Genomic DNA, 18332 nt, shown 5'->3' with positions numbered 1-18332 from the left:
CTTGTCGCGCAAAGGTGACATCCAGGCGAACCGGACGTGAACACTGCCGCCCGGCCTTGCACCGGTCATGGCGGCGCGGGACCGTCGTCGTCGTGGACGGAACCCCTCTTCTCGTGATCGTGGTCGTCACGGCGCTCGCCTTCGACTTCACCAACGGCTTCCACGACACCGCCAACGCCATGGCGACGTCGATCGCCACCAAGGCGCTGCGACCCAAGGTCGCCGTGCTCCTGTCCGCCGTGCTCAACGTGGTCGGCGCCTTCCTGTCGCTCGCCGTCGCCGCGACGATCGCCAAGGGCATCGTCGAACAGGACGCCGTCACGATGTCGGTCGTCTTCGCCGGACTCTGCGGAGGCATCATCTGGAACCTCGTGACCTGGTACTTCGGACTGCCGTCGTCCTCGTCGCACGCGATCATCGGTGGCCTCATCGGCTCGGTGCTCGTCGCCGCGGGCACCAGCGGCGTCATCTGGTCGGGCGTGATCTCCAAGGTGATCATCCCCGCCCTGATCGCCCCGTTCGCCGCCGGCGTCATCGCCATGGTCGGCACGTGGCTCGTCTACCGCATCACACGCAGCGTGGGCGCGAAGGAGACGTCACAGGAGTTCCGCTGGGGCCAGATCGGCTCCGCATCCCTGGTCTCGCTGGCGCACGGCACCAACGACGCGCAGAAGACGATGGGCATCATCCTCCTGGCGCTCATCGCAGGGGGTGAGCTGCCCGCCGACGCCGGTGTGCCCGTCTGGGTCATCATCGGCTGCGCCCTGGCCATCGGCCTCGGTACCTACATCGGGGGGTGGCGCGTCATCCGCACGCTCGGCAAGGGCCTGGTCGACATCCAGCCCCCGCAGGGCCTCGCCGCCGAGACCTCGTCGGCCGCCGTCATCCTCATCTCCAGCCACTTCGGCTACCCGCTGTCGACGACCCACGTGGCGAGCGGCTCGATCCTCGGCTCGGGGGTGGGACGCCGTACCCCGGTGCGCTGGTCCGTGGCCCGCCGCATGGCTGTCGCCTGGCTCATCACGCTGCCGGCCGCCGCCGCGGTCGGCGCGGCCGCCGAGGGCATCCAGCACCTCATCGACGGCGCGCTCGGCACCATCATCGTGCTCGCGCTCCTCGTCGCCGCGAGCGGCGCCCTCGTCATCCGGTCCCGCCGTGAGTCCGTGGACCACAACAACGTCAACGACGAGTGGGCGGAGCCCGAGCGCGCCGCGCAGCCCGTCCCCACCGCCTGAGGAGCCTGGGCATGGACAAGTACATCGACGTGGCCGCGCTCTCCAAGGTGCTGGTCATCAGCCTGGTGCTCGGTGCCGGCATCCCGGCGATCTTCGCGTTGGGTGTGCGCTCACTCGCCCCCAGCGAAGGCGGCTCGCGCACCCTGCACGTCACCGGCGCGGTGATCTGCTTCGGCATCTGCGTCGCGGCGGTCGTCGCCGGCGTGCTGCGCCTCGCTCTGGGTGGCAAGTGATGGCCCGCGACGGCGCCATCCGGCGCGTCACCGACTGGCTCCGCGCCGGCTACCCCAGCGGCGTCCCCGAGCACGACTACGTCGCCGTCCTCGCCCTGCTCAAGCGCAAGCTCACGCACGACGAGGTCATCGAGGTGGCGGACCGCATCGTGCTCAGCCACCCGGGCGGCGGTGCCACCGAGGGCGCCGTCGCGCAGGAGATCGAGGCGATCCTGGAGCAGGAGGCGCTGCCCGGCGACGTCGCGCGCGTCAGTGCGGTGCTCGCCGCTGCCGGATGGCCGCTCGCCGAGGTCGACGACTGACGACAGGCTCGCGTCCGGCTAGCGTGACCACTACCGCGGGAGCGCGGGCGGCACAGGAGGCGGGACATGGGGACGGTCACGACGCACGACGGGACGAGGCTCGCGTTCGAGGAGGTCGGCTCGGGGCCTGCCGTGCTGCTTCTGCCGGGCGCGATGAACGACCGGGGTCGGCTGGTGCCGCTGGCGCAGTCGCTCGCCGAGCACGGTCTGCGGGGCATCGTCGTCGACCGGCGTGCGCGCGGCGAGAGCGGCGATCAGACCGGCGGCCTGGCGGGCGCGGTGGAGCGCGAGATCGGCGACGTCCGGGCGCTCGTCGCGGCCGTCGAAGGCCCTGTCACCCTGCTCGGGTACTCGTCAGGAGGCATCCTGGCGCTCGCCGCAGCGCTGGCGGACGTCCCCGTCGCCTCGCTCGTGGTGCTGGAGGCGCCCGTCGTCGTGCCCGGGGCGCCAGCACGGGACGCGACCATCGGCCCCGAGCTCGACGCGCTCGTCGCTGCCGGCCGCCACGGCGACGCCGTCGAGCTCTACCAGACCCGGGTGATCGGGCTGCCGCCGCGGGCCGTCGCCGGGCAACGCGACCAGCCGTGGTGGCCCGCGCTCGAGGCCGTGGCGCCGAGCCTCGTCTACGACTGGGCCGTGACGGACGCCTACCAGGAGGCCGCGCAGTTCGCGGAGGTCAGCGTCCCGACGCTCGTGCTACGTGCCGACGACACGTGGCCCGTCATCACGGCGTCCGCCGACGCGCTCACGGCCGCCATCCCGGGCGCACGGCTCGCCACGGTCCCCGGCCGCGACCATGCACCGGATCCCGCGGCCACGGCCGCAGCCGTCGCGGCGTTGGTCGGCGTCTGACCTGCGCCGGTTCAGGGCCAGCCGTCAGGCCGGCGCGAACACCAGCGCCGGCCTGACCCGGCCCGCCCGCGCCTCCACCAGCGCGACGAGCGTGCCGTCGGGTCCGATCGCGGCCGTCGTGGCGCCGGACGACGCGACCGCCGCGTCGTCGGCGTCGATCGCCTGGCCGTACGACAGAGCCCGCGCCTCGGCCTCGGTCAGCTCGCGCACCGGGAACGTGGCGCGAGCCGCGTCGGCCAGGCCGAGCACGTCGAGCGGGACGTCGTCGGACGTCTGCGCGAGGTCGTCGATGGTGCGCGCCTGCGAGAGCGTGTAGCCGCCGACGCGCGTGCGCCGTAGCGCGGTCAGGTGCCCCCCGACCCCGAGGGCGTCGCCCAGGTCCCGCGCGATCGCGCGCACGTAGGTGCCCGACGAGCAGACGACGCGGACGTCGACGTCGACCACCCCGGTGCCGTCGACCTCGGCGGCCCGCAAGTCGCCGACCTCAATCGTCGAGATCGTCACTGGGCGCGCGGCGAGCTCGACCTGCTCCCCCGCCCGGACACGCGCGTACGCCCGCTGCCCGTCGACCTTGATCGCCGAGACCGCCGACGGGACCTGCTGGACGTCGCCGGTGAGCGGGACGGCCGCCGCGACGACGTCGTCGTGGGCCAGGCGCGACGCGTCGGTGACCGCGAGCGTCTCCCCCTCGGCGTCCTCGGTCGTCGTGGTGACGCCCAGGCGCACTGTTGCCAGGTACTCCTTGTCCGCGCCGACGACGTACGTGAGCAGGCGCGTCGCGCGGCCGATGCCCACCACCAGGACGCCTGTCGCCATCGGGTCCAAGGTGCCCGCATGGCCCACCTTGCGGGTCCCCGCCAGGCGTCGCATGCGTGCCACGACGTCGTGGCTCGTCCACCCCTGCGGCTTGTCGACGATCACGAGCCCGTCGGGAGCCGTAGGCCTGCGCGCGGGCTGCTGCCGCTCGGGCTGGGTCACGCGTCCCGCCGGCGGTCGGAGACCTCGATCGTGCAGGCCATGAGGGCGTCCATGCCGGCGTCCTGCCCCCGGTGCGCGGGCGCGTCGGCGGCCAGCATCACGTTGATCAGCATGCCCGTGGAGACGAAGCGCACCGCCTCCTCGTCGTCCCCGCCCGCCCGCTCACGGAACAGCCGGAACGACTCACCGAGGCAGTGCCGCGCGGCGCGTCCCACCTCCGGGTCGGCCGCCGCCACGAAGCCGTGCATGACGAGTCGGAGCAGGTCCCGGTCCGCGACCAGGGAGACGTAGGCGTCTCCCATCCGCTCCGCGGCGTCCGGACCAGCCGGGACTGCGGCGAGCGCCTCGATGATCTCCTGCGTCGCCTGCCGGTAGGCCGCGAGGAACAGGTCACGCTTGGAGCCGAACAGCCGCACGACGTAGGGCTGGGACACTCCCGCGGCCCGCGCGATGTCGTCGGTGCTGGCCGCGTACCCGCCCTCGGCGAAGACGCGCCGGGCCGCGCCGAGGATCTGGTCGCGCCGTTCGGCGCCCGACATCCGTCCCGACGAGGGTCGGTCGGTCGCCGCGACGTCGCCGTCCGTGTCGGCCGTCAGAGAAGTTCGCTCGGACATGTTGACAAGGTTATCAGCCGATGCCTACGGTCGTTCTTGTTAGTAATCACTCAATGCCAACAACCTCACGCAGGGAGCAGAGATGACCGCCACCGCCGAGCGTGCCGAACGTCGCTCACCGATCCCCCGATCCAGGACGCCGCGCCGCGCTGGGACCGCCATCGCCCTCGTCGCCGCGTCCCTGCCGATGTTCATGGCGACCCTCGACAACCTGGTGATGACCACTGCGCTCCCGGTCCTGCACACGGAGCTGCCGGCGTCGCTCGAGCAGCTGCAGTGGATGGTCAACGCCTACACGCTGAGCTTCGCGTCGCTCATGATCGCGGCCGCCACCCTCGGCGACCGCTGGGGCCGGCGACGCGTCTTCGTCGGCGGCATCACGGTTTTCGCGCTCGCGTCCATCGCCTCCGCGCTCGCCACGAGCGCAGGAGCCCTCATCGCCGCCCGCGCCGTCCAGGGGGCCGGTGCCGCGGCGATCATGCCGCTGTCGCTGACCCTGCTCGCCGCCGCTGTACCGCCGGCACGGCGGGCCATGGCGATCGGCGTCTGGGGCGGCGTGTCCGGCCTCGGCGTCGCGCTCGGACCCGTCATCGGCGGCGCGGTGGTGCAGGGGATCTCGTGGGAGGCCATCTTCTGGCTCAACGTGCCCGTGGCGCTCGTCGCGATCCCGCTGGTCCGGTACGCGCTGCCCGAGTCGTTCGGTCGGCGCCAGCGCCTCGACCTCCTGGGGCTGGCGCTCGCCGCGGCGGGCGTCGTCGCGATCGTGTGGGCCGTCATCCACGGCAACGACGACGGCTGGACGTCCACCCCCGTCGCCGGCGGGCTCGTCCTCGGGGCCGCGCTCGTCGCCGCGTTCCTGGTGCGCGAGTCCCGGACCGACCACCCGCTCGTGCCCCTGCGCCTGTTCCGCGTGCGCTCGTTCGCCGTCACGAACGCGAGCGCGTTCCTGTTCTCGGCGGGCGTGTTCGGCACGGTGTTCGTCCTCTCGCAGTACCTGCAGATCGCGCTGGGCTACAGCCCGCTCCAGGCCGGCATCCGCACGCTGCCATGGACTGCCGCCCCGATGATCGTGGCGCCGATCGCCGGCATGCTCGCGCCGCGCCTGGGTGTGCGCCCTCTCCTGACGGCAGGGCTCGCCCTGCAGTCGGCGGGCCTGGCATGGCAGGGGCTCGCCGTCGCCGGTGGCGTCAGCACCTACGTCGACCTCGTCCCCGGCCTGGCGCTCGCCGGGATCGGCATGGGCCTGACGTTCGCCCCATCGGCGACCGCCGTCCTGGCGGACATGGCGCCCGACGACCACGGCACGGCCAGCTCGGTGAACTCCACCCTGCGCGAGATGGGCGGCGCCGTCGGCGTCGCGGTGCTGGTCGCGGTCTTCACCGCCACCGGTGGGACCCTGACTCCGGCCGGCTACGCCGACGGTCTGGCCCCCGCGGCGCTCGTCGGCGCAGCGATCGTGGGAGCCGGCGCGATCGTCGCGGCGTTCATGCCGCGCGCGACGGGCCGCGCGGCGGGTGCTGCACCCGCCGCCTGACCCCGGTGGATGCAGCGATGGTCGCAGCGGGCGCGCCCTCCAGGGGCACGTTCGCTGCGACCATCGCTGCGTTCACGAACAGTGAGGTGCGGCGGACCGCACCGACGAATCAGGCCTCGTCGTCCTCGTCCTCGTCGGCGCGCTTGTACGGGTCCGCGTCGCCGGCGAACTGAGCGGCGGCGGCGAGCGCGGCCACCTCCTTGTCACGGCGCGCGGCCTCGACGAGCGCGGCGTCCAGGTGCGCGGCCGTCTCCGGCACCGCGTCGAGGTGGAACGCGAGAGTCGGCGTCAGACGGATGCCCGTCTGCTTGCCGACCTCGGACCGAATGATCCCCTTGGCCGACTCGAGCGCCTTGGCGCTCTCGGCCCGCGCCTCGTCGTCCCCGAACACGGTGTAGAAGATGTCGGCGTGCTGCAGGTCGCCGGTGACGCGCACGTCGGTGACCGTGACGAACCCCAGCCGCGGGTCCTTGATGCGGGTGTCGAGCATCTGCGCGACGACCTGCTGAATCCGCTCGGACAGCTTCCGAGCACGAGCACTGTCAGCCATGAGGCCTACTTCCTTCCAGCCAACAAGAGAGAACCCGAGCGAGCGAAGCGAGGGAAGGGATGGTGTCGGTCCGCCGCCGTGGTGGGCCTGGCAGCGGGCCGCCAGGCCCGCCGGTAGGCGGCGGACCGACACCATCCCTGACCGGAAGACTAAGCGCGAGGCTTCTCGCGCATCTCCCAGGTCTCGATGATGTCCTCGACCTGCAGGTCGTTGAACGACCCGAGACCGATACCGCACTCGTAGCCCTCGCGGACCTCGGTCGCGTCGTCCTTGAACCGCTTGAGCGTCTCGATCGTCAGGTTGTCCCCGATGACCTTGCCGCCACGCAGGACGCGCGCCTTGGTGTTGCGACGGATCTCGCCCGACCGGACGATCGAGCCGGCGATGTTGCCGAACTTGGAGGACCGGAAGACCTCGCGGATCTCCGCGGTGCCCAGCTGGGCCTCCTCGTACTCGGGCTTGAGCATGCCCTTGAGGGCCGCCTCGACGTCGTCGATGGCCTGGTAGATGACCGAGTAGAAGCGCACGTCGACGCCCTCGCGGTCGGCCAGCGCCTCGACGCGCTCGGCGTACTTGACGTTGAACCCGATGATGATGGCCGAGTCGACCGTCGCCAGGTTGACGTCGTTCTGCGTGATCGCACCGACACCGCGGTGGATGACGCGCAGGTCGACCTCGTCGCCCACGTCGATCTTGAGCAGCGCGTCCTCGAGGGCCTCGACGGCACCCGAGACGTCGCCCTTGAGGACCAGGTTGAGGGTCTCGACCTTGCCCTGGGCGAGCGCCTGCGTGAAGTCCTCGAGGCTGACGCGCTTGCGGCGCTTGGCCAGGAGGGCGGCACGCTCGGCGGCCTCACGCTTCTCGGCGATCTGACGGGCCGTGCGCTCCTCGGTGGCGACGAGCAGCGTGTCGCCGGCGCTGGGCACCGATGCGAGGCCGAGCACCTGGACCGGACGGGACGGGCCCGCCTCGGTGACGGTCTCGCCGTGCTCGTCGAACATCGCACGGACCCGGCCGTAGGCCGTGCCGGCGACGATCGCGTCGCCGACGCGCAGCGTGCCCGACTGGACCAGGACGGTCGCCGTGGCGCCGCGGCCCTTGTCGAGGTTGGCCTCGATCGCGACACCGCGGGCGTCCTTGTCGGGGTTGGCCCGCAGGTCGAGCGCCGCGTCGGCGGTCAGCAGGACCGCCTCGAGGAGCTCGTCGATGCCCTTGTTCTGCTTGGCGGACACGTTGACGAACATGGTGTCGCCGCCGTACTCCTCGGCCACCAGGTTGTACTCCGTGAGCTGCTGGCGGATCTTGTCGGGGTTGGCCCCCTCCTTGTCCACCTTGTTGACCGCGACGACGATCGGCACGTTGGCCGCCTGCGCGTGGTTGAGCGCCTCGATCGTCTGAGGCATCACGCCGTCGTCGGCCGCGACCACGAGGATCGCGATGTCCGTGACCTGCGCACCACGGGCACGCATGGCCGTGAACGCCTCGTGGCCCGGGGTGTCGATGAAGGTGATGGGACGGTCGTTGCCCTCGTGCACCTTGGTGACCTGGTAGGCACCGATGTGCTGGGTGATGCCGCCGGCCTCGCCCGCGACGACGTCCGTGGAACGGATCGCGTCGAGGAGCTTGGTCTTTCCGTGGTCGACGTGACCCATGACGGTGACGACCGGAGGACGGGCCTCCAGCTCGTCGTCGCCCTCGGCCTCGAGCTCGGCGTCCAGGTCGATGTCGAAGGCCCCGAGCAGCTCGCGGTCCTCCTCCTCGGCCGAGACCATCTCGATGACGTAGCCCAGCTCCTGGGCCAGCGTGCCGAACGTGTCCTCGTCGAGCGACTGCGTCGCCGTGGCCATCTCACCGAGGTGGAACAGCACGGTCACCAGCGACGCGGGGTTGGCGTCGATCTTGTCGGCGAAGTCGTTCAGCGACGAGCCCTGACGCAGGCGGACGACGGTCGAGCCGTTGCCGCGCGGGACCTGCACGCCGCCGAGCGACGGCGCCTGCATCTGCTCGAACTCCTGACGCTTCGCGCGCTTCGACTTCCGTCCGCGGACGGGTCGACCACCGGCGCGACCGAACGCACCCTGCGTGGAGCCACGACCGGCACCGCCGGGACGACCACCGCCGCCACCGGGACGACCGGCGAAACCGCCGCCACCGGCGCCGGGAGCGCCACCGGGACCGCCGCCACCGGGACGACCCGCGTAACCACCGCGGGCACCCCCCTGGCCGCCACGACCGCCGGGAGCGGGACGCTCGCCGGGGCGGCCGACACCGCTGGTGGTGCGGCCGGGCATCATGCCGGGGCTGGGACGGGGCCCACCCGGACGGGGACCGCCGGGACGGGGGCCGCCGGGACGCTCGCCCGACTGGGCCGCGGGTGCAGCCTGCTCCGGGTTGGCGTTGCGACGCTCACCCGGGCGGGGCATGCCCTGCGACGACGCGAACGGGTTGTTGCCCGGACGCGGACCGCCGGAACGGTTGGCACCGGCACCGCCGCGCTCGCCCTGGCGGGGCATGCCCTGCGAGGGCGCGAACGGGTTGTTGCCGGGACGCGCAGCGGGACGCGGCGCACCCGGACGGGCGGCCGCGGCCGGCGCCTGGGCGGCCGGACGTGCTGCGGGCGCAGCCGGGGCCGGGGCGGCCGGGGCAGCCGCGGCGGCGGGAGCCGGCGCAGCAGGGGCCGGGGTCGCCGCAGGTGCAGCAGGGGCCGGGGCCGGCGTCGCCGCCGTGGGGGCAGCGGGGGCCGGCGTGGGGCGCGGAGCCTTGGGGGCTGCCTTGGGGGGAGCTGCGGGCGCGGCGTCGCCACCGCCCGCGGGGAACGTGTCGCGCAGCTTGCGCACGACCGGCGGCTCGATCGTCGAGGACGCCGAACGGACGAACTCACCCATCTCGGTGAGGGTCGTCATGATCTTCTTGCTGTCAACCCCGAGCTCTTTCGCGAGCTCGTAGACGCGGACCTTGGCCACATCTCTCCCTGTCTCGGTCCGCCCGGACAGGGTCGGACCGTCGTTAGTGCGAGGTACTCATCGCTGGGTACTCATCGGTGCGTGCTCATCGGGTAGCCATCGGCTTCCAGACCCGCTTCCCATGTCGACGGTCGACGCCGGACCTCGCCCGGCGTCGTACTACCCCTGTCCGTGCTCGAAATGATCTGCGACGACTGCGGTGTCCAGGGGGCCTGCGTGGCGCAGGGCCCGCCCGAACGCGCGCCGACGGACCGCGAGATCGAGACATCCAGGGTCGGGGTGCAGCCACGCACCCCTGCCCGGCATCGAGCGTCCGACGTCGACGACCAGCTGGTCATGGACGACGACCACCCTCAGCAGGGCAGATCGGGGACCGACGGAACGGCAACCCACGCACGTGCGAACGGGACCGCTGAGCGGTTGTTCGTCGTCCGAGGGGAGCCGGGACGCGTCCCCAGCCGTTGGCAGTCTACCGCTTCGCGTCACTCGGCGTGACCCGGGTCGGCTGTCGCGCCGCCCACACCAGCACCGTCGCCTCCCTCGGCGTCGGACCGGATGTCGATGCGCCAGCCGGTCAGCTTGGCCGCGAGCCGCGCGTTCTGGCCCTCCTTGCCGATGGCGAGCGAGAGCTGGTAGTCGGGCACGACGACGCGCGCGGCACGGGCCTCGGCGTCGACGACGGTGGCCGACAGGACCCGCGCCGGGGACAGCGCGTGCGCGATCATCTCCGCCGGGTCGTCGGAGTGGTCGACGATGTCGATCTTCTCCCCCTGCAGCTCCGCCATGACGGCCCGCACGCGACCACCCATCGGGCCGATGCAAGCGCCCTTGGCGTTGACGCCGGCAACGGTCGAGCGGACGGCCATCTTGGTGCGGTGGCCGGCCTCGCGCGCCATCGCCGTGATCTCGACGGTGCCGTCGGCGACCTCGGGCACCTCGAGGGCGAACAGCTTGCGGACCAGGCCGGGGTGCGAACGGGAGAGGGTCACCTGCGGACCGCGCATGCCGCGCGCCACCTCGAGCACGTAGCCCCGGATGCGCTCGCCGTGCACGTACTGCTCGCCGGGGACCTGCTCGTGCGCGGGCAGGACGGCCTCGGTGCCCCCGACGTCCACCAGGACGGTGCGCGGGTCGCGGCCCTGCTGGATGACGCCGCCCAGGACCTCACCCTCCTTGCCGCGGAACTGGCCGAGCACCTGGTCGTCCTCGGCGTCGCGCAGCCGCTGCACGATGACCTGCCGGGCCGTGGCGGTCGCGATCCGCCCGAAGCCGTCGGGCGTGTCGTCGAACTCCGGCTCCTCGACGCCGACGGGCGCGCCGTCCTCGTCGACGCCCTGCGGCTCGCGCGCCCACACCGTGACGTGGCCGCTCTTGCGGTCCACCTCCACGCGCGCCCGCTGGTGCGCGTACGGCGTGCGGTGGTAAGCGGACAGCAGCGCCTGCTCGATCGCGGAGACCAGCACGTCCAGGCTGATCTCGCGCTCACGCTCCAGCAGCCGCAGCGCCTGCATGTCGATGTCCATGTCAGCTCTCCTGTCCGGCGCTCGCGCCGGCCTCGTCGTCCACGGGGCCCAGCCCCGTCAGGTCCACCTCGACCCGCGCGTCGCGCACGTCCGTGAGCGTGATCCGCACGGGCTCGCCCTCCTTGGGGCGTCGTCCCTTCAGTCCTGGCGTCACGGGGACGACGACGATCGCGTCGTCGTCGCGGTCCACGTCCACCAGCCGACCGCCGATTGCACCGCCGTCCACGAGGCGCACGGTCACGGTGCGTCCGACGGCCCGAGCGAAGTGGCGCCGTTCGGTCAGCGGCCGGGACAGCCCACGGCTGCCGACCTCGAGCGTGTAGTGGCCCGCGATCACGTCACGCGCGTCCAACGCGTCCGAGATGGCGCGCGTCGCGTCGGCCACCCGGTCGAGGTCCAGGTCGGTCTCGTCGTCCTCGGGCACGTCGAGCGCGACGTCGACCGTCGAGCGCGCACCGGCCCGGTGCACCTCGACGTCCTCGAGGACCAGCCCCAGGGCCTCGACCACGGGGGCGAGCACCTCGCGGACACGTCCGGCGGCAGCGGCATCGGCCATGGTCGGCCTCCCGTCTGGTCCCGCGGGTCGTGCGCGACCCTGTGATGTTGTCGGTCCAGCCTAACGAGTCTGCGCGTGCCCGCCGGGGCGATGCGCCCGCGCGTGGCAGGATCGCGGGCGATGACGACTGCCCGCACCCCCCGGTTCCCGCGTGACGACCGCCTGTCGCGGCCCGCACGCACGTCGGTGCGCGTGGCGAGGATCACGGCGGCGCTCGTCGGGGCGGCGATGGTCCTGGGTGCCGCGGGGGCGTGCTCCGTGCGTCTGGAGACGCCACCTCTGGCCGAGCCGTCGCCCGGCTCCGTCGAGCAGGTGCGCGCCCGGACGCTGAGCGACGCGGACCAGCTGGCCGCGGTGGCGACCGCGGCGATGGCCGCGAAGCCGGCCGCAGGCGTCGCCGAGGTGCTCGAGGACGTCGCGGACTTCTCGACGCAGCACGCCGAGCAGCTGGGTCCCGTCTACGACTCGGGCCTCACACCGTCCCCGACGGCAACGCCGACCGCTGTGAGCGCGACAGCGGCCCAGGTGCTGACCGAGCTCGCCGAGACCACCCGGACCGCGCTCGCCGACGCCGACGCCGTGCAGGACGCCGACCTCGCCCGGCTCGTCGCGTCGATCGCGACGGCGCGCGACCAGCTGACGCGGCGCCTCGCGAGCGCCACGGACGCGAAGGTCCCCGATCTCGAGGTCGTCGTCGAGCCGACGAAGGCACCCGGGCCCACCGACAGCCCGGCACCCGAGCCGACGCCGTCACCCGAGCAGACGCAGGCCGCCGCTGCGACGTCCGCCGACGACCTGGGCGCCCTGGTGCTCGCGCACGACCAGGCCGGCTTCGCCTACGAGGTCGTCGCCGCCCAGCAGTCCGGCTCCACGCGCACGAAGGCACGCGACGCCGCCGCGGCACACCGCGACGAGGCGCAGCGCTGGGCTGTCGCCGCCGGGACGGCGGAGACAGCCCAGGACCCCCGGCGGGCGTCGTACACGCTGCCGGGCGACCTGGACCAGGCGAAGAACGCCCGCAAGCTGGCCCGCTCGCTCGAGTCGGCGATCGCCGCGACCGACGCGACGCTCGTCGCCCGGACCGCGCCGGGCGCGCGCGGGCCGTTCGTCGACGGCCTGCGCACGGCCACGGCGGCAGCACGCACCTGGGGCGCTGCCCCCGTCGCCTTCCCCGGCCTTCCAGAGCGCGCGACGAAGGGCTGACGCCCCTCCGTACGGGTCGCTCAGACCAGCTCGTCCACGAGCTCGGCGACGCGGTCGGCCGCCTCGGCGACGGCGACCTGCTCGGCCGTGCCTCCCACGCGAGGACGGACCTCGACGACCCCCTCGGCCAGGCCGCGCCCGACGACGACCACGAGCGGCACGCCCAGGAGCTCGGCGTCGGCGAACTTCACGCCGGGCGACACCTTGGGGCGGTCGTCGTAGAGGACCTCGATGCCGCGCGAGGACAGCGTCTCCGCGATCGACTCGGCCGCCGCGAACACCGCCTCGTCCTTGCCGGTGGCCACGACGTGGACGTGGGCGGGCGCGACGTTCGCCGGCCAGGCCAGGCCCTTGTCGTCGTGGTTGACTTCCGCGAGCGCAGCGAGCACGCGCGTGACCCCGACGCCGTAGGAACCCATGGTGACGACCTGGGCCTTGCCGTTCTGGTCGAGGACCGTCAGGCCCAGCGCGGCCGCGTACTTGCGGCCGAGCGCGAAGATGTGGCCGATCTCGATGCCGCGCGCGAGCTCGAGCGGGCCCGAGCCGTCGGGCGCCTCGTCGCCCGCGCGCACCTCGGCGGCCTCGACCGTGCCGTCGGCGGTGAAGTCGCGGCCGGCGACGAGGTCGACGACGTGCCGCCCGGTCTCGTCGGCGCCCGTGATCCAGCGCGTCCCGCTGACCACGCGCGGGTCGAGCAGGTAGCGCACCGAACCCTCGGGTCCGTTCGGCCCCAGCACCGACGGGCCGATGTACCCGCGGACCAGCTCAGGGTGCGCCGCGAAGTCGGCGTCGCCGGCGGTCTCCACCTCGGCCGGGGCCACGGCGGCCTCGAGCCGCTTCATGTCCACCTCGCGGTCGCCCGGCAGGCCGACGACGAGGAGCTCGCGCTCCCCCGACGGCTGGACGAGGGCGACGACGACGTTCTTGAGCGTGTCGGCGGCGGTCCACGCACGGTCCGGACGCGGGAACGCGACGTTGGCGTGCGCGACGAGCGAGTCGATCGTGGGCGTGCCCGGCGTGTCCTCGACGTGCGCCTGCGGGGCGTCGTCGTACGGCACGTCGTCGGGCACGACCGTCGTGACGGCCTCGACGTTGGCCGCGTAGCCGCCGGCGGAGCGCACGAACGTGTCCTCGCCGATCGCCATCGGCGCCAGGAACTCCTCCGAGCGCGAGCCGCCCATGGCGCCGGACGTCGCGGCGCAGATCACGTACTCGAGGCCGAGCCGCGTGAAGATCCGCTCGTAGGCGTCGCGCTGCGCCTGGTAGCTGACCTCGAGCCCGGCGTCGTCGACGTCGAACGAGTACGCGTCCTTCATGACGAACTCGCGCCCGCGCATGAGGCCCGCCCGTGGACGCGCCTCGTCGCGGTACTTGGTCTGCACCTGGAAGAGTGTCAGCGGCAGGTCCTTGTACGACGAGTACAGGTCCTTGACCAGCAGCGTGAACATCTCCTCGTGCGTCGGCGCGAGCAGGTAGTCACCGCCCTTGCGGTCCTTGAGCCGGAAGATGTTGGGCCCGTACTCCGACCAGCGCCCGGTCGCCTCGTACGGCTCCTTGGGCAGCAGCGCCGGGAAGTGCACCTCCTGCGCACCCGCAGCTGTCATCTCCTCCCGCACCACGGCCTCGACCTTCGCGAGGACCCGCAGACCCAGTGGAAGCCAGGTGTAGATCCCGGGCGCCGCCCGGCGGATGTAGCCGGCGCGGACCAGCAGGCGGTGGCTGGCGACCTCGGCGTCGGCCGGGTCCTCCCGCAGCGTGCGGACGAAGAGCGTGGACATGCGAAGCAGCATGGGCGGAAGCCTAGTTCGTCCGGGGGCCTCGCCCGTCCGCATTTCCGCACCCCGCGGCGCTGCGACAGCGCCGGGCATGCGCGATGTGGGCGGCGTGGGCCACGATGGGCGCGTGCCCGAGCTTCCCGAGGTCGAGGCGCTCGCGAGGTTCCTGCGCGAGCGCGCGGATGGTCGCGTCGTGACGGCGGTCAGCGTCGGCGCGATCAGCGCGCTGAAGACGTTCCGCCCCGCGCCGGACGCGCTCGTCGGCGGCACCGTCGTGGACGTGACGCGGCACGGCAAGTGGTTGGACCTCATGGTCGCGACGAGCACGGGTGAGCCGCTGCACCTCGTCTGGCACCTGTCCCGTGCGGGATGGGTGCGGTGGTCGGAGAAGCTGCCGACGACGCCCGTGCGGCCGGGCAAGTCACCCATCGCGCTGCGGGTGCGGCTGGACGACGACAGCGGGTTCGACCTCACCGAGGCCGGCACGCGCAAACGGCTGGCCGTGCACGTGGTGGAAGACGCCCAGGACGTCCCGCAGATCGCCACGCTGGGCGTCGAGCCCCTGTCCGACGAGTTCACGCCCGAACGCTTCGCCGAGCTGCTCACGGCCAGGAACCAGCAGATCAAGGGCCTGCTGCGTGACCAGGGCACGATCGCGGGCATCGGCAACGCCTACTCCGACGAGATCCTGCTGGTCGCCCGTACGTCGCCGTACGCGCAGACGCGCTCGCTCGACGACGAACGCCGGGGCACCCTGTACACGGCGATCCACGACGTGCTCACGGGGGCGGTCGAGGCGGCGAGCGGCAAACCCGCCGCCGAGCTCAAGGACACCAAACGTCAGGCCATGCGCGTGCACGGCCGGACGGGTCAGCCGTGCCCCGGCTGGGACGGCACGCCGTGCGGCGACACCGTGCACGAGGTCTCGTTCGCGGACTCGTCGTTGCAGTACTGCCCGACGTGCCAGACCGGCGGCAAGCCGCTCGCCGACCGGCGGATGTCACGCCTGCTGCGGTGACGGGCGACGTCAGTCCAGGCAGAACTCGTTGCCCTCGATGTCCTGCATGACGATGCAGGACTCCTCCTCGTCGTCGGCGAGCATCGTGCGCACGTGCGTGGCGCCGAGCGGCTCGAGCCGGGCCTGCTCGCCCTGCAGCGCGGCGAGGCGCTCGTCGCCGACGAGCCCCGTGCCCACCCGGACGCACAGGTGCACGCGGTTCTTGACGATCTTCGGCTCGGGCACGCGCTGGAAGTTGAGCCGCGGGCCGACACCCGTGGGGTCCGTCGCCGCGACGCCCGAGGGGTGCAGCTCGTACCCGAGGATCTCGCACCAGAACCGGGCGACGCGCTCGGGGTCGGCGCAGTCGAAGGTCACCTGGAACTGCCGCACGGTTGCCATCCGGTCACCGTAACTGCCGGTCACGCGGGTGTCAGGCTCAGAACAGCACCGTCGCGTACGACCCGACCTGGCGGAAACCCACCCGGCGGTACGCCGCCAGCGCGCGCACGTTATAGGCGTTGACGTACAGGGACACGACGGGCGCGACGTCGGCGAGCGTGAGCTGCACGACGGCGGCCATCCCCTCCTCCGACAGACCACGACCGCGGTGCTCGGGGGCCACCCACACGCCCTGCACCTGCGCGACCCCGCCGGCGACCGCGCCGAGCTCGGCCTTGAACACGACGCCCGACGAGTCGGACATCTTGACGAACGAACGCCCCTGGTTGACGAGCGTGCGCACGCGCGTCTCGTAGGGACCACCGGGCCCGCTCGCGGGCGAATACCCGACCTCCTCGGTGAACATGCGCACGCACGCCGGCAGGACCTCGTCCAGCTCGTCAAGTCGCGAGCGCCGAACCTGCGGGTCGGCCGCCACCGCGGGCGCCGTGTCGATCACCATCGACGGCTGGTCGTCGCGCACCTCGCGGACGCCGGGCCAGGCGGGCCGCAACCGGCGCCACATCGCGAGCACCGCATCGGCGGGCCCGACGAGCGACGAGCACCGCCGTCCCTGGCGACGAGCCATCGACGCGAATGCCTCCGCCGCACGCTCGACGTCGACCGTCCCGTCGTCGGGCACGACCGGCACGATGTTGGCCCCCGCCCAGCAGATCCCCTCGAGGCGGCCGTCGAGCTCGTAGCCCCACAGCTCGCCGCCCGCGCGTCGGACGCCGATGTACTGCGCCTGCTCGAGCCGCGCGGTCGCCAGGACGGAGCCCACGGGATCCTTCGCGCACACGGCGAGGGCAGCCGGCAGGTCGTCGTCCGACAGGACGCGCCCCCCGGTCCGCCCGTCGAGCGTCGTAGCCCGCCGCAGACCCACCATGGAAGAAGTGTGCACCAGGTCACACCCCCCGGCAGTGCGACGCTCGGGGCACGGACGTCAGCCGACCGTGACGACGGGCGCGCCGTCGCCCGCCTCCACCGGGTCCATCTCCTCGGCGAGGCGCATGGCCTCCTCGATGAGCGTCTCGACGATCATCGCCTCGGGGACCGTCTTGATGACTTCACCCTTGACGAAGATCTGCCCCTTGCCGTTGCCCGACGCGACACCGAGGTCCGCCTCGCGGGCCTCGCCCGGCCCGTTGACGACGCAGCCCATGACGGCGACGCGCAGCGGCACCTCCATGCCCTCCAGGCCGGCCGTGACGCGCTCCGCGAGCGTGTAGACGTCCACCTGGGCGCGGCCACAGGACGGGCAGGAGACGATCTCGAGCTTGCGCGGGCGCAGGTTCAGCGACTGCAGGATCTGGATGCCGACCTTGACCTCCTCGACGGGAGGCGCGGACAGCGAGACGCGGATCGTGTCGCCGATGCCCTTGCTGAGCAGGGCGCCGAACGCGGTCGCCGATTTGATGGTCCCCTGGAACGCGGGACCGGCCTCGGTGACGCCCAGGTGCAGCGGCCAGTCGCCTCGCTCCGAGAGCAGCTCGTACGCCCGGACCATCACCACCGGGTCGTTGTGCTTGACCGAGATCTTGAAGTCGTGGAAGTCGTGCTCCTCGAACAGCGACGCCTCCCACACGGCCGACTCGACGAGCGCCTCGGGGGTCGCCTTGCCGTACTTGGCGAGCAGCCGCGGGTCGAGCGAGCCGGCGTTGACGCCGATCCGCAGGCTCACCCCGGCGTCGGCCGCGGCGCGGGCGATCGCGCCCACCTGGTCGTCGAACTTGCGGATGTTGCCCGGGTTGACGCGGACCGCGGCGCAGCCGGCGTCGATCGCCTTGAAGACGTACTTGGGCTGGAAGTGGATGTCCGCGATGACGGGGATCTGCGACTTGCGCGCGATGGCGGGCAGCGCGTCCGCGTCGTCCTCGGTGGGGACGGCGACACGCACGATGTCACAGCCGGCGGCCGTCAGCTCGGCGATCTGCTGCAGCGTCGAGTTGATGTCCGTCGTCTTCGTCGTGCACATGGACTGGACGCTGACGGGGGCGTCACCGCCCACCTCGACCTTGCCCACCTTGATCTTGCGGGTGGTGCGACGCGGGGCCAGGACGAGGGGAGGCGCCTCCGGCATACCGAGGCTGATGGGGATGCTCACACCGCCATCATCGCACCGTCGCCGGCACCTCGGTGGCCGGTCCGGGCCGTGCGGGCGCAGTGCACACGAGATCCCCACGCATCGTCACCCGGCCCCGCCCGCGTCGCGCTCAGGCGCGGTCGATCTCGTCGCGGCGGGCCAGGATCAGCCGGTCGAGGACGTCGTCCGGGAGCGGACGGTCGTCGGCGAAGCGCACCGTCCCCTTGGCCGTGGAGAAGTCGACCAGCTCGTCGCGCACCGTGTCCAACGCCGGCGGGCTGAACGGGTACAACCCGATGTGGCCCTTGGCCGACATGACCGACAGCAGCGGCTTGCCGCGGTAGCGCAGGGCCGGCATGCCGTACCCGACGCCGTCCTCGGCATCCGGCACGAGCACGCGGGCGCGGGCGTAGACGTGGGCGATCGCCTCCCGGCGGGCCCCGGTCAGCGACTCCAGGTACTCCGACAGCTCGGACATGCTCCGAGCCTA

At 72.8% G+C, this 18332-nt stretch carries 19 protein-coding genes; 7 read left to right on the top strand and 12 right to left on the bottom strand.

Features of this window, described 5'->3' with window-relative positions; all coding sequences use genetic code 11:
* Positions 1-92: 92 nt before the first annotated feature.
* The 4 genes from IC607_RS16445 (at position 93) to IC607_RS16430 (ending at position 2622) form a co-directional block, all read left to right on the top strand.
* A complete protein-coding gene (locus IC607_RS16445) occupies positions 93-1235 on the top strand; it encodes an inorganic phosphate transporter (protein WP_191788502.1) in 1143 nt (380 codons plus the stop codon).
* An 11-nt stretch (positions 1236-1246) separates the two neighbouring features.
* Positions 1247-1468: a hypothetical protein gene (locus tag IC607_RS16440; protein ID WP_191788501.1), complete on the top strand. Its 222-nt coding sequence runs from the start codon at positions 1247-1249 to the stop codon at positions 1466-1468.
* The gene (locus IC607_RS16435; protein ID WP_191788500.1) at positions 1468-1770 is read left to right on the top strand and encodes a DUF3349 domain-containing protein; all 303 of its coding nucleotides are present in this window, start codon (positions 1468-1470) and stop codon (positions 1768-1770) included. Before IC607_RS16440 ends, IC607_RS16435 begins: the two co-directional genes overlap by 1 nt.
* Positions 1771-1836: 66 nt before the next feature.
* Positions 1837-2622, top strand: a complete 786-nt coding sequence (locus IC607_RS16430) for an alpha/beta fold hydrolase (protein WP_191788499.1) — start codon at positions 1837-1839, stop codon at positions 2620-2622.
* A gap of 24 nt (positions 2623-2646) precedes the next feature.
* Here IC607_RS16430 and truB read toward each other — a convergent pair whose 3' ends face one another.
* Together truB and IC607_RS16420 are read right to left on the bottom strand one after the other, a co-directional pair.
* On the bottom strand, positions 2647-3600 hold the full coding sequence (truB, locus tag IC607_RS16425) for a tRNA pseudouridine(55) synthase TruB (RefSeq protein WP_191788498.1): 954 nt from the start codon (positions 3598-3600) through the stop codon (positions 2647-2649).
* Positions 3597-4214, bottom strand: a complete 618-nt coding sequence (locus IC607_RS16420; protein ID WP_225225225.1) for a TetR/AcrR family transcriptional regulator — start codon at positions 4212-4214, stop codon at positions 3597-3599. The genes truB and IC607_RS16420 overlap by 4 nt, the downstream gene beginning before the upstream one ends.
* 82 nt (positions 4215-4296) lie before the next feature.
* Here IC607_RS16420 and IC607_RS16415 point away from each other — a divergent pair, with 82 nt between their 5' ends.
* Positions 4297-5748, top strand: coding sequence for an MFS transporter (locus IC607_RS16415; protein WP_191788497.1), 1452 nt, complete (start codon positions 4297-4299; stop codon positions 5746-5748).
* A 109-nt stretch (positions 5749-5857) separates the two neighbouring features.
* Here IC607_RS16415 and rbfA read toward each other — a convergent pair whose 3' ends face one another.
* The 5 genes from rbfA to IC607_RS16390 form a co-directional block, all read right to left on the bottom strand.
* Positions 5858-6298 (bottom strand): 30S ribosome-binding factor RbfA, encoded by a 441-nt coding sequence (rbfA, locus tag IC607_RS16410; RefSeq protein WP_191788496.1) that lies wholly within the window; start codon positions 6296-6298, stop codon positions 5858-5860.
* A 149-nt stretch (positions 6299-6447) separates the two neighbouring features.
* Positions 6448-9261 carry a translation initiation factor IF-2 gene (gene infB / locus IC607_RS16405; protein ID WP_191788495.1) on the bottom strand — a complete coding sequence of 938 codons (2814 nt, stop codon included), beginning with the start codon at positions 9259-9261 and terminating at the stop codon, positions 6448-6450.
* A 159-nt stretch (positions 9262-9420) separates the two neighbouring features.
* A complete protein-coding gene (locus IC607_RS17675; protein WP_370526335.1) occupies positions 9421-9612 on the bottom strand; it encodes a YlxR family protein in 192 nt (63 codons plus the stop codon).
* 131 nt (positions 9613-9743) lie between these two features.
* Positions 9744-10784: a transcription termination factor NusA gene (gene nusA / locus IC607_RS16395; protein WP_191788493.1), complete on the bottom strand. Its 1041-nt coding sequence runs from the start codon at positions 10782-10784 to the stop codon at positions 9744-9746.
* 1 nt (position 10785) lies between these two features.
* Positions 10786-11340 (bottom strand): ribosome maturation factor RimP, encoded by a 555-nt coding sequence (locus IC607_RS16390; protein WP_191788492.1) that lies wholly within the window; start codon positions 11338-11340, stop codon positions 10786-10788.
* Positions 11341-11460: 120 nt separating this feature from the next.
* Between IC607_RS16390 and IC607_RS16385 the strand changes: the two genes are divergently transcribed.
* On the top strand, positions 11461-12543 hold the full coding sequence (locus IC607_RS16385) for a DUF4439 domain-containing protein (RefSeq protein ID WP_191788491.1): 1083 nt from the start codon (positions 11461-11463) through the stop codon (positions 12541-12543).
* Between the two features lie 20 nt (positions 12544-12563).
* On the opposite strand, the gene IC607_RS16380 is transcribed toward IC607_RS16385, so the two are convergent.
* Positions 12564-14333 carry a proline--tRNA ligase gene (locus IC607_RS16380; RefSeq protein WP_191788490.1) on the bottom strand — a complete coding sequence of 590 codons (1770 nt, stop codon included), beginning with the start codon at positions 14331-14333 and terminating at the stop codon, positions 12564-12566.
* Between the two features lie 112 nt (positions 14334-14445).
* Between IC607_RS16380 and IC607_RS16375 the strand changes: the two genes are divergently transcribed.
* Positions 14446-15336: an Fpg/Nei family DNA glycosylase gene (locus IC607_RS16375; RefSeq protein WP_191788489.1), complete on the top strand. Its 891-nt coding sequence runs from the start codon at positions 14446-14448 to the stop codon at positions 15334-15336.
* 9 nt (positions 15337-15345) lie between these two features.
* Here the strand turns inward: IC607_RS16375 and IC607_RS16370 are convergent, their stop codons facing one another.
* The 4 genes from IC607_RS16370 to IC607_RS16355 form a co-directional block, all read right to left on the bottom strand.
* Positions 15346-15717: a VOC family protein gene (locus IC607_RS16370; protein WP_191788488.1), complete on the bottom strand. Its 372-nt coding sequence runs from the start codon at positions 15715-15717 to the stop codon at positions 15346-15348.
* Between the two features lie 37 nt (positions 15718-15754).
* Positions 15755-16645, bottom strand: coding sequence for a DUF4081 domain-containing GNAT family N-acetyltransferase (locus IC607_RS16365; RefSeq protein ID WP_191788487.1), 891 nt, complete (start codon positions 16643-16645; stop codon positions 15755-15757).
* 57 nt (positions 16646-16702) lie between these two features.
* Positions 16703-17839, bottom strand: a complete 1137-nt coding sequence (gene ispG / locus IC607_RS16360; RefSeq protein WP_191788636.1) for a flavodoxin-dependent (E)-4-hydroxy-3-methylbut-2-enyl-diphosphate synthase — start codon at positions 17837-17839, stop codon at positions 16703-16705.
* A gap of 133 nt (positions 17840-17972) precedes the next feature.
* Positions 17973-18320, bottom strand: a complete 348-nt coding sequence (locus IC607_RS16355; RefSeq protein ID WP_191788486.1) for an iron chaperone — start codon at positions 18318-18320, stop codon at positions 17973-17975.
* Positions 18321-18332 lie beyond the last annotated feature (12 nt).

The sequence above is a fragment of the Cellulomonas sp. JH27-2 genome (genome assembly GCF_014837175.1).
In the GTDB taxonomy this organism is placed as follows: Bacteria; Actinomycetota; Actinomycetes; order Actinomycetales; family Cellulomonadaceae; genus Cellulomonas.
The sequence above is the reverse complement of the archived record's forward strand: the minus strand, read 5'-3'. Positions and strand labels throughout refer to the sequence as shown.